The organism is Saccharicrinis fermentans DSM 9555 = JCM 21142, assembly GCF_000517085.1.
GTDB lineage: Bacteria > Bacteroidota > Bacteroidia > Bacteroidales > Marinilabiliaceae > Saccharicrinis > Saccharicrinis fermentans.
The window spans coordinates 49035-61529 of sequence record NZ_KI912107.1 but is presented as its reverse complement, the minus strand read 5'-3'; the positions used below and the strand labels follow the sequence as shown (position 1 = coordinate 61529).

The following is a 12495-nucleotide window of genomic DNA, read 5'->3' as shown; positions in this document are numbered from 1 at the left end:
AGAAATGAAAGAAGTAAAATTAATGAAAGGCAATGAAGCCATTGCCCATGCAGCCATACGGTGCGGCACTGATGGATATTTTGGATATCCTATTACACCGCAAAGTGAAATTATGGAAACATTAATGGCCGAACAGCCCTGGAACTCTACCGGAATGGTTGTTCTACAAGCCGAGAGTGAAATTGCATCTATCAACATGGTTTACGGCGGTGCCGGATGTGGAAAAAGAGTCATGACCTCCTCGTCAAGTCCAGGCGTAAGCTTGATGCAGGAAGGACTAACTTATATGGCAGGAGCAGAGCTACCTTGCGTTGTTGTGAATGTTGTGAGGGGGGGTCCGGGACTCGGAACCATTCAACCAGCACAGTCAGACTACTTTCAGACAGTTAAAGGTGGCGGACATGGAGATTATAAACTAATTACCCTGGCTCCGTCTTCGGTTCAGGAAATGGCCGATTTTGTTGAAGACGCCTTTGATCTGGCCTTTAAATACAGAAATCCGGTGATGATCCTTTCGGATGGCGCCATAGGCCAAATGATGGAAAAAGTGGAACTAAAACCACAGAAACCCCGAATGACTGAAGAAGAGCTGATTGAAAAATATGGCGACTGGGCCACCACTGGAAAAACAAAAAACAGAAAGCGTAATATAATCACTTCCGTAGAGTTGGCCTCTGAGGAAATGGAGCAATTTAATAATAAGCTTCAAGCTAAATACAAAAAAGTAGAAGAAAACGAAGTTCGTTACGAAACGTTCATGTGTGATGATGCCGAATACTTAATTGTAGCTTATGGTTCCAGTGCCCGTATTTGCCAAAAATCCATTCAATTAGCCAGAGCTAAAGGCATTAAGGTAGGATTACTTCGCCCTATCACCTTATTTCCTTTCCCCTCAAAACCCATTCTGGAACTAGCCCAAAGAGTAAAAGGCGTTTTAAGTGTTGAAATGAGTGCCGGACAAATGGTGGAGGATGTTCGATTAGCAATTAACGGTGCAGTAAAAGTAGAACACTTTGGTCGTTTAGGAGGTATTATCCCTTCGCCAGGTGAGGTTGTAACTGCTCTTGAGTCAAACTTTATAGGAGAATAGCCATGGATATGAAAGAGATTATTAAAGAAGAGAATATAGTATACAAAAAGAGTGTGGTCCTAACCGACAAGGATACGCATTACTGCCCGGGCTGTACACACGGTGTAGTGCACAGAATTATAGCCGAACTGATTGAAGAAATGGGAATTCAAGAAACGACTATTGGCATTGCCCCCGTGGGATGCTCCGTTTTTGCATACGATTATATCGATATCGATTGGCAAGAGGCGGCACATGGACGAGCTCCGGCCCTGGCCACTGCCGTTAAACGACTGATGCCCGAAAAAAATGTTTTCTCCTATCAAGGCGATGGCGACTTGGCTGCCATTGGAACTGCCGAAACCATTCACGCCTGTAACCGAGGCGAAAATATCGTAATGATATTTATCAATAATGGTATCTACGGTATGACAGGTGGTCAAATGGCACCCACTACACTAGAAGGTATGAAAGCATCTACCTGCCCAATGGGTAGAGAAGCAAATCATGACGGACACCCCTTGAAAATTACCGAACTCATTGCCCAGCTACCTGGTACTTGTTATGTTACACGGCAAGCAGCACACACACCTGCTGCTGTACGCAAAACAAAAAAAGCCATCAAAAAGGCTTTCGAAAACCAAATGCAAAATAAAGGTACTTCTTTTGTTGAAGTAGTTTCTACTTGCAACTCCGGATGGAAAATGACACCCGCCAAGGCCAATGATTGGATGGTGGAGAATATGTTTCCGTTTTATCCTCTGGGAGATATGAAAGACGAATAAATACAGATTTATTACTTGTTGAACCTATTGGTGTTCAATACTAAAATAAATAAAATGACAGAAGAATTAATTATAGCCGGCTTTGGTGGTCAAGGAGTACTTTCTATGGGGAAAATCTTAGCCTATTCCGGTGTTATGCAGGATATGGAAGTAAGCTGGATGCCATCCTACGGGCCTGAAATGCGCGGAGGAACTGCCAACGTCACCGTTATTCTAAGCGACGAAAAAATCAGCTCTCCAATTTTACATGAGTTCGACACAGCCATTATTCTGAACCAACAGTCCATGGACAAATTTGAGAAACAAGTGAAACCAGGTGGTACACTTATTTATGACGGAAACGGAATTACAAATCATCCAACCCGCAAAGACATAAGCATCTACCGGGTTGATGCTACCGAAGAGGCCGCAAAAATGAGGACTACCAAAACATTTAACATGATTGTTTTAGGTGGATACTTAAAGGTAAAACCCGTTGTGAAAATGGAAAACGTAATCAATGGTCTCAAAAAATCACTTCCTGAGCGCCACCACCATTTGATACCCATGAACGAAAAAGCAATTAACAGAGGTATGGATATTATCATTCCGGTGGAATCCACCAATTAAAATACCATATGTAAAAATAAGAAAGCCGGCTGTATATAGTTACGACCGGCTTTTTTTAATTTGAATATGGTTGACAGATTGCAAATGATGGTCTACCAAGCGAGAGTAATACCTCTCATAAGCCGTATAGCTTGCACCCTATCGATTGGAAGCTTACAATAAAACTTTTGCGAGGCCCGTTCCACTCTAAAGACAACGAAAAAATACTCCATTTTTAATTTTAGTTTCATTTTTATAGAAAAATGAACTTAGAACTATATATTTGTAAGCAAAATGCGGAAAAGATAGCACATGTCGTATATTTATATAGTTTGCCTAGCATTAATATTGTTTTTTTCATTTTCTCTAATAACAAAGCCTAAAAAGGTTTTATCAGAGAAGATATTTGTGGGATGGATTTTTCTTTTAGCAATAACAGAGTTCTCTTTTTTTCTTAATGCCATTGGTATGGCAAGTGATTATACATTATTGTTTTCTGTGGTTTGTGATTCGCATGTATTGCATGGTAGTTTCTATTTCTTCTATGTGCAAAGTTTTATCAATAAGGATTTTAAACTGAAAGGAATTCATCTTTTACATTTTTCACCTTTTGTTCTGATATTTGGTTTAAAATTCTATTTCAATGAAATAATAGGTGAAATGGACTGTTATGGAGTTGGATGTATTCATTCTTGCAACAGGTATATCGATTTACTTTCGTTTTTTAAGTTTGGCATATTAGGGGGGTATCTTTTTGCTGGATGGCATTTAGTACATGATAGAGTAATTCATAAAACAGAAAAAGATCGACTAGAACGAATAAGGTTTAATTGGATACACAATATAACAATAGGTATTTTAATTATTTTTTCTTTTGCTGTATCCTACAAGGTTTTAGATCGATTAGAGTTTAATTTCTTAGGGAATGCCATCAATGCCATCAACATCATGGTTACCTTTTTTATACTAATATTTTTGTATATGGGTAATAGTTATGCCTATATATTTGTATCACCATACCAAGGAAAGGGTATCGATTTAGATTCTAAAACGAATGGTAAAGAAAACGAATGTACAACAGTTAGCCAAGCAGAAGACAAAGAGGAAGTCTTAAATATTGACCGAAAGTTTAATATGATTGAGTTATTTCTGAAAAAGGAAAAACCATATCTGGAGGGGCAAATGACTATTCGCCAACTTTCCGATAGTATTAATATACCTCAAAATGAAATATCCTCTATCATCTTGCAAAAAACAGATAAGTATTACTGTGATTATATGAATGCTTTTCGTGTTGAGACACTGAAGGAGAAATTGGATGATCCCAAATTAAATAACTTTACGGTACTTTCCTTAGGTTTAGAATGTGGGTTTGCATCAAAAACAAGTTTAAACAGAATATTTAAACAACACACCGGAGTTACCCCATCAGAATATCGTAACAGAGAGAATTGAGCCCCTGCACCTTTTTAATATTTTTCACACACCCCTACTTTTTTAAACGACCCACATTTACATCGTATCATATTACATACACATAGGTAATTTATTAAGGGGTGCTTATCTAAAAATGATACTTATTTAAAATTTTAGCTTTATATTGATCAGATTTAACCCTATTCGGAGTACCATACCATTCATTTTGTTTCTGTCGGCGATTTTTTTATGGAATAATTTCCGATTAATGGCAGAAAGGAAACACATTATTACAAATTAATATTCAAACAGTTACAAAGTGCCAAAAATTATTGGCACCCTATTAATTAGTTCCACAAACAATTATTGGGGCGATTGGAACTCTTATAATTCACAACTTTAACATTGAAAAATTTAGCCTCCATATCCTACTTTGATTACAAGAGAATATCCATATTATACCTTAGATCGGGTATTTATTTTAATAATTAGGAATTGAACACAATGAAGATTTTTTTTACCAGAAACGGTATTCGCACACTTATTCAACTAAGTATTCTAGGAGTTTCAATATATTGGTTAACGAAAGTGCTTGTAAATCCCGAACTTTTTGTGGATTTTGAACAGTATTGTCCAATGGGCGGTATCCAGTCCTTATTTACTTTTTTGCAAAATGGAGCATTGGCTTGTTCAATGTCTGGCATGCAACTTATATTAGGTATCGCTTTATTAGTTTGCGTACTGTTGTTTAGCAAGTTATTTTGTAGTTATATATGTCCGTTAGGAACCATTTCGGAGTGGTTTGGTAAATTAGGACGAAAGTTAAAAATCCAATTTACTATTAATGATAGTTGGGATAAAGTGTTTAGAATATTTAAATATGCTTTATTAAGTCTTACGTTCTATTATACTCTATCATCTAACGAGTTATTCTGTAAAACCTACGATCCTTTTTTTGCATTAGTATCGCGCTTTGGGTATGATGTTATTCCATGGGCAGCTACCATAGCAATTGCTATTTTAGGAATAGGTTCTACAATTATTCCGATGTTCTGGTGTAGATATGTATGCCCACTTGGAGCTATCTCAAACCTGTTCAAACATATCTATGTAGTTATCGCGTTAGTAGTTATTTATTTGGTGATTTATTTGCTAAACATTGAAGTTTCGTGGATATACCTATTGATTATTCTTTTTGTAGCAGGTTACTTTTTTGAGGCTATCCTACCTGAAAGAAGCAAAAGTATACAGATGATGAAAATTACAAGAAATACAGATTCTTGTATCGACTGTAATTTGTGTTCTAAAAAATGTCCACAAGGTATCGATGTAGCTTCATTAGAGGTGGTTAATCATGCCGACTGTAATCTTTGCGGTGATTGTGTGGGAAGTTGTCCCGTAAGTAATACTTTATTAATTAATAATAAAAATAGTTTCCGCTGGATGCCTATACTTGCTCTAGCGGTGTTTGTGTTAGGAGGAATTTATTTAGGTACTAAATTAGAACTACCCACCGTTGATATGAAGTGGGGATCACAGGAGGAAGTTGCTCAAAGTAAATTCATTGAATATTCGGGGCTAAAAAACGTGAAGTGTTATGGAAGTAGCATGTCCTTTGTCGGTCAGATGAAGAGGGTTCCAGGCGTGACCGGTGCTGCTACTTATGTAAACTCGCATACTGTTAAAGTATGGTACGATACCACTGCAACCTCGAGTGCTGTGGTTAAAAAGGCTTTGTTTAGTCCAGTAAAAGTACATATTAAAGATGGTATTGACTCTTTAAAATATGCTATTATAGATGTAAAAGTATACAATTTCTTCGATCAAATGGATGTATTTTATTTGGATCAGATTGTTCGACAAGATGGAAATATTCTATCCTTTGAATCATCCTTTGGTGAACCTGTTAATATTAAGCTTTATGCCGATTACAATATCAATCTTGATTCGCTAAAGAATAGCATAGAGCGTAAATATGTAAGCCTAAAAAGCGGTGACAAAGAATACCAACAATCAATAAATTTTAAAGTCGCTGATATTAACCGAACCAAAAGATATGTAAGAGGAATCGATTTAAAACGAGGTATGTTCCTATCTTACAAGCGCACTTGTAATAATTATAAATCTTATCCTAAGGATCAGATTGTTTCTTTTGAAATGACCTTTGATACCTACCCCCGTAATGAGCAGATGATGCAATATGTAATAAACTCGGTGGCTACAAAAGATACGGCCGTGGTGGGTATGGTAACCTACTACAAGGCGCAACCTACCTTACGTGTGTACATTGTAAAAGATAAAACAGACCCTCAAAAGGTCGCTGATTTAATTACAGAAGAAAAGCTCACTATTACTTATGATAATGGAATAGTGGAAAAAATAGATAACCCATATACGTTTAAATAAATAGGACCATCTTATCTCAAACCATGCTTACTAAAGTTTCCCCACTTATAGTGATTGTTGGTGGTTTGATATATATATAATTTCGTAGACATAATCAGATAAAATAATTAAGGGATGAAGCAGTTTAAGTTTAAGTGCTTGCTATTCTTTTCGCTCACTTTTTTTGCAGGGCTTAATGCTTTTGCTCAGCATCGTACCATAAAAGGTAAGGTTATAAGTAAAGATGGAGGAGAAGAACTGGTTGGAGTTAATGTTATTGTAAAAGATCTTTACAGAGGTTCAATAACAGACATTAAAGGAAACTATACCGTAAAGATTCCTAATGATCCAAATGTAACTTTAGTTTTTACATTTATTGGTATGAAAACCCAAGAAGTACTTGTGGGAGACAAAACTACCATTGATATAGTACTGCTGCCAGAAAATAATGTACTTGGTGAAGCACTTGTTGTTGGCTATGGCAGTGTAAAATCGCGCGAATCTCTTGTTGGATCAGTAGTACAGGTAAAATCAGCCGAGCTTTTAAAGTACAGTAATGCGCTTAGTGTAGATCAAATGTTAGAAGGACAGGTGGCTGGGGTTTATTTAGAATCGGAAGATGGAAATCCCACTACTCCTGTTAAAGTTCGTATTCGAGGAAATAACTCTTTGCCTGATCTAGGTACAAATATTACAGCATCGAGTGAACCCTTATATATTTTGGATGGGGTACCATTAATTGATGCTTTAAATCCAAATATTGATCAGGTGTCAGGAGCTACTGCGGATGAGCAAATTAAAATTAATCCAATGGCATTGGTTAATCCAGAGGATATTGAGTCCGTATCCATCCTAAAAGATGCTTCGGCTGCGGCTATTTATGGAGCCAACGCTGCAAATGGGGTTATTATAATAACTACTAAAAAAGGGGTAAAAGGTAAAACGAGAGTCAGTCTTTCACATAAAACTCTAATAAGTAATCCTATCAATAAGGTACAGTATTTAAATACCGACCAATTTGTTGAATTATCAACGGAATTTTATCGTAATTCAGGTTATAACGATGAAGATATTGCCGATTTAGTAGGCAGAACTGATGTTTATACGGACTGGGGAGAATTGTCACTACAAAATGCCATGTCTCATCATACAAACGTAAGTTTATCTGGAGGTTCCGATAAAACCACTTATCGTTTGTCTTTTGGTTATAAAGATAACGAAACAACTTCTAAGGGTAATGATTCGGAGGCTATCACTTCTCGTTTGTCATTGAATACTGAATTGGTCAAAGGAGTAAGGCTATCATACAACGGGGGTATCAGTACATTTAAGTCAGATAAATACGCCGGTTTTGCTACTTATGCCTTTAAGCCCAATATACCAGTGTATGATGATGAAGGTAATTACACTAAGATGGATTCGTATGCAAATCCATTAGCCGATTTAGAACAGAATATCAATCAGTCAGAAAAGTTTTACACCAATAATAGTTTAAAATTAGATGTCAATATCACTAAAAATTTTAAATCTTCAAGTTTGTTTGGGATAGACTATACAAATACCAAACAGTTTACCTTTTACTCCAAAGAGAATGGCAAAGGAGCAGATGATGGTGGGTACCTCAAAGAAAAACGTAGTGTAGACAATAATTGGGTTTCTTATAGCCAATTTGAATACAAAGGAGCATATAAAAAACATAATTTAGGTGCCACGGCTGGTATTCAGTTAAAGCATGATGAATCCAACAGTACAACAGCCGATGAGAATAATTTGATAACAGAAAAAATACTACTCCTTGGACAATCTAAAGAGGATGCGGATAGTGAAGTAAAATCAAGTGAGAGTGAAAATGCCATGAGATCGTATTATGGTAGACTTAACTATGATTTCGGCAAAAAATATTTTATGTCGATTAATTATCGTGCTGATGCTTCTTCTTATTTTGGAGGAGACCAGCAGGTAGAGAATTTTGCGTCAATAGGTGGAGCCTGGATTATTTCTAAAGAAAACTTTTGGGTAGAAAATGAATTGATCTCTTTCTTGAAACTAAAAACTTCATACGGTAAATTAGGAAATGCTAAAGTGGGTACCTATTCCGCCAAAGGATTATATAGTTACAATACTTCATCCAATTATAATGGCAAATTAGTAGCGACTCCTTATTCCGCACCCAATGAAGCATTAGGTTGGCAAACATCTTATAAGCTTAATTTAGGTTTAACCGCTAAACTGTTAGGTAGGTTTAATCTGGGGATAGAGTATTATAACAACAAAACCAAAGATGGAATCTTGTCCTTACATGTACCACCAGAAACAGGGTGGAATTCAATTTCTGTAAACACTGCCGATTTTACCAATTATGGAGTTGAATTTACATTAGATGCCAATAATATCAAGCTAGGCGAAATAAAATGGAAACCGAACTTCAATATAGGTTTTAACAGGAATAGATTGGATCGACTGACATCTTATGCTGAGCGTCTTACAACAGGGCAATTTTCAGGTGCAGGCTTAAGAGTTGGAGAATCCACATCCTTAGTGTACGGTTACAAATATGCTGGTGTAAACCCAGATAATGGTAACCCGATATGGTATATGCAAGATGGAACGGTCACTGAAGACTATAGTACATTAAAGAGCGATACCAATGAGAGAGTGGTGATTGGGAAAAGCAATCCAGACTTTAATGGAGGATTCTCCAATAGCTTTTCGTATAAAGGATTCAATTTCAATTTCATGATTGCTTACGAGTATGGAGCTGAAAAATTCATAAGTTATGCAGCTCGTGATATGGAAAAAGTAAAAACACTGTATCTCTATAATAAAAGCGTAAACCTAATGGACAGATGGCAAGAACCTGGAGATATTACTGATATTCCAAGGTTAGCACAGGATATTCCATACGTTTTTAATAGTTCAAGATATTTATATGATCAAAGCAACGTGTCTTTACGATCCATATCTCTAAATTATAACCTTTCGAGAGAATTATGTAAGTCTATTAAATTAGCAAATGCATCCATTGGCATTAGTATATCTAATGTTTATACCTGGTACAAAGAAGGGACGCAGGCCGATAGAAATGGAATGGCAGAATATCGTTATACATTTCCACAATCCAGAACCTTTGCTTTTCAACTGAAACTTGGAATTTAATCCTTAAAAAGAAAAAGATGAAAAATATATTATACATAGCATTGTTTGTTTTAAGCTTAACATCGTGCTCCGACTTTTTGGACATAGATGATGAAACAAAAATCTCCAACAATCACTTATTTTCTACGATAAGCGGTGTTGAAGAAGCCTTAAATGGCGTGTATTACGAGTTGGGAAGTGGGGACTATTACGGTTTTACAATGCTTATAGCTACTGAGGCCAAGGGTGGCAATTTAAAATTTAACGATATTACGCAAGAGAATCCGTTTGCCAATTATTTTTTACCATCATTTCAGTTTAGCCACAATGCTGAAGGAGAGGATGATTACACAGAAGCTATTTACGGACATGTTTATGCTGTAATTAGTGCAGCCAACAATGTAATAGCAAACATCGAGTATACAGAAGATGCTACCGAAACACAAAAGGTACAAGCTGTTGCAGAAGCAAAAGCTATTCGTGCATTAGCTCATTTTGATCTAACACGATTATATGCTCAACCGTATGCATATACTTCTAATGCGCAACATATAGGAATTCCTTACATGGTAAATAATATTGCCTGGGACGAATTGGTTTCTCGTGATTTGTTATATGATAATTATGAAAATATCATTGCTGATTTGTTAGAGGCGGAAGCCAATTTAGGAACTGCCTTAGGCATTGAAGATGCCAGTTATTCCAAAGCTTATATGACAAAATTAGCAGCTCAGGCATTGCTTGCTCGTGTATACTTATATAAAAATGATTGGGATAAAGCCATTGAGTATGCAACAAAGGTTATTGAAGATGGTAGCGTTTCGCTGATTGATAACTCGGAAGTACTTTCTTATTATTCAAATAATACTCCAGGTAGGGAGGATATTTTTGTCTATGATTATACAGGAAGAAGTAGTATAGTCCCAATAGCCAAGAGAATCGGTATACAGAATGATAGAACATATCTTTACCTGCAACCCAGTAATGATATAATAGATTTATATGAAGAAGGAGATGTCAGGAAACAATTATTTGCCGAGCAAATGGGAGAGATTTTAACCACTAAATGGGTAGAACATACTGGGGGAAAAGATCATTATGCACCAATCCTTCGTTTGGCAGAAATGTATTTGATCCGTGCCGAGGCTTCTTTAAATCTACCAATCTCAGATGAGGTGCAATGTCGTGCTGATTTAGATGTGATACGTAAGCGCGCCAACCCTGAGGCTCCTAGCATTCAACTATCAGGCTCTGCACTTAAAGAAGAGCTGTTTAATGAACGTAGACGTGAGTTGGCATTCGAGGGTCACCTGTTTTTTGATATTGTGAGAATGGGAAGAAATTTGCGACGCGTTGACTGTAACGCATTGTACAATGTAAATGTTGATTACCCAAGCGACTTGTTTGTGTTACCTATACCTGAAGATGCCATAGATTATAATGAGCAAATGATTCAGAATCCAGGTTACTAAAAAAGAACCAATATATATTAATAAACATCCCGGCTAAAAGGGATAATAACCTATTTAAAAAGTAAACCAATGAAAAGATTTTTTTTACATTTTATTTTGTTTGTAATGACAGTGATCATCTTTACAAGCTGTGATGATGATGACGTAGTTATTGTACCTAAAGTAACAATAAGTGCTGAAGAAGTAACTATAGCAGAAAATGCAACCTCTGCACTTTTGGTAAAAGTAACAACGGATGTTGCTTTAGGTGTTGACTTTGAAGTCCCTATTGCCATAACCGGCACAGCCGTTTCTGGAGTGAATTACGAAGCTATTGAAAACACAGTTACTATCCCTGCCGACGGTAATTCTGCAAATATCTTTGTAACACCAATTAATGTTTCAACTATTGAAGAAAACAAAACGCTTATACTTACTTTAGGAAGTGGTGATGTATTTCAGTTAGCCGACGAGACAAGTGTTAGCATTACGATTGCTGATAATGCTACGCCTGCGACTGATGCACCTACCGTATCTTTTGCAACCTCAAGCATTGTTACCAACCCGTATTTAGAAGAAGAGCTTACTATAGCTGTAGGTTTAAGCAAAGCATTTACCTCGGATCTAACTATTCCTTTTGTGATAACAGGAGATTTAGTAGATGGTACAGATTATGAAATAGTAGGTTTGGAAAATGATGCAATAACTATTACAGCAGGCGATGTATCTGCTGAATTTACTGTAGCCATAAAGAATACCGCCGAAGTAGGTATGGATAAAACGATGCAATTTGCATTTGCTACACCTATTGTAACAGATTATGCAGTAAAAGCAACAGAGAATACTGTAGACATTAATACAGTTGATCCACAGGTTGATTTCTCCGCTTGGTTTACCGAACAATTTGAGTATTTCTTTGCTGATCAAACAACAAGTACTACTGCGTATAGAACTGACCTGGAAGCATACTGGTTAAAGCGTTATTATTACAATACAGAAGATGAAGAATGGAAAGTATTAACGAATAACCATTATTTTAATGTAACATCGAACGATAACAATCAATGGGGAGAAGTTATTAATGTTTTTAAAAAGCAATTTGGAGGTAGATTTATTGATATTGTAGAACAAGAGCGCTACGAAATACAGGCATTTGACTACATTGGGCTTACAAAGTGGTTCTCAAATGAGGCAACTTATGGAAAAACGGCAATTAAGGCTGAAAAAGGATGGTTCCGTTTTGTTACTACTGATGCTTCCTTAACAGAAGGTACCGTAGTGGTTCCTGAACAAACATTGACGCTTTACAAAACTGATATGGATATCTGGAAAGAGAAAACAACGGTTGATGATGAATCATATTATAAATGGTATGAGGATTCAAGAACTACACAAGGAGATATTTCTCAATCGACATTAGTAACTCCTGTTTCTATTCAAGTTGCAAAATCAATTGGTACATATAATACTGCTACTAAAGAAATTGTAATTGATATTACTTTTACTTGTGATGATACAGATTTAAGTATTGATCCTAAGTATGTTTATGCGAAAGATGGTAACACTTATACCTTGAGGATTAAATATACGGATAGATAGTAAATTCAGAATAGTGTATTTAGTTATTATAATTGACCGGTGTTTTGTATTTTATTTCCGCAACAAA

9 protein-coding genes are annotated in these 12495 nt (G+C 36.3%); 8 read left to right on the top strand and 1 reads right to left on the bottom strand.

Annotated elements, in window-relative coordinates; all coding sequences use genetic code 11:
• The first annotated feature begins 4 nt into the window (after window positions 1–4).
• The 3 genes from CYTFE_RS0100330 to CYTFE_RS0100320 are packed head-to-tail and all read left to right on the top strand — an operon-like array spanning window position 5 to window position 2463.
• A complete protein-coding gene (locus CYTFE_RS0100330) occupies window positions 5–1090 on the top strand; it encodes a 3-methyl-2-oxobutanoate dehydrogenase subunit VorB (RefSeq protein WP_044212663.1) in 1086 nt (361 codons plus the stop codon).
• 8 nt (window positions 1091–1098) lie between these two features.
• Window positions 1099–1854, top strand: a complete 756-nt coding sequence (locus tag CYTFE_RS0100325; RefSeq protein ID WP_235208119.1) for a thiamine pyrophosphate-dependent enzyme — start codon at window positions 1099–1101, stop codon at window positions 1852–1854.
• A gap of 54 nt (window positions 1855–1908) precedes the next feature.
• Window positions 1909–2463 (top strand): 2-oxoacid:acceptor oxidoreductase family protein, encoded by a 555-nt coding sequence (locus CYTFE_RS0100320; RefSeq protein WP_027470175.1) that lies wholly within the window; start codon window positions 1909–1911, stop codon window positions 2461–2463.
• 302 nt (window positions 2464–2765) lie between these two features.
• On the opposite strand, the gene CYTFE_RS30290 is transcribed toward CYTFE_RS0100320, so the two are convergent.
• Complete coding sequence (locus tag CYTFE_RS30290; RefSeq protein WP_162150061.1) at window positions 2766–2906, bottom strand: hypothetical protein; 141 nt, start codon at window positions 2904–2906, stop codon at window positions 2766–2768.
• A gap of 4 nt (window positions 2907–2910) precedes the next feature.
• Here CYTFE_RS30290 and CYTFE_RS0100315 point away from each other — a divergent pair, with 4 nt between their 5' ends.
• From CYTFE_RS0100315 to CYTFE_RS0100295, 5 genes are all read left to right on the top strand, one after another.
• Entirely contained in the window at window positions 2911–3897 is a 987-nt protein-coding gene (locus tag CYTFE_RS0100315) for a helix-turn-helix domain-containing protein (protein ID WP_161636247.1), read from the top strand.
• 465 nt (window positions 3898–4362) lie between these two features.
• On the top strand, window positions 4363–6264 hold the full coding sequence (locus tag CYTFE_RS0100310; protein WP_027470173.1) for a 4Fe-4S binding protein: 1902 nt from the start codon (window positions 4363–4365) through the stop codon (window positions 6262–6264).
• A gap of 114 nt (window positions 6265–6378) precedes the next feature.
• Window positions 6379–9399 carry a SusC/RagA family TonB-linked outer membrane protein gene (locus CYTFE_RS0100305; protein ID WP_027470172.1) on the top strand — a complete coding sequence of 1007 codons (3021 nt, stop codon included), beginning with the start codon at window positions 6379–6381 and terminating at the stop codon, window positions 9397–9399.
• A gap of 17 nt (window positions 9400–9416) precedes the next feature.
• Window positions 9417–10850, top strand: a complete 1434-nt coding sequence (locus CYTFE_RS0100300) for a RagB/SusD family nutrient uptake outer membrane protein (protein ID WP_027470171.1) — start codon at window positions 9417–9419, stop codon at window positions 10848–10850.
• 69 nt (window positions 10851–10919) lie between these two features.
• On the top strand, window positions 10920–12428 hold the full coding sequence (locus CYTFE_RS0100295; protein WP_027470170.1) for a hypothetical protein: 1509 nt from the start codon (window positions 10920–10922) through the stop codon (window positions 12426–12428).
• Window positions 12429–12495: the final 67 nt, after the last annotated feature.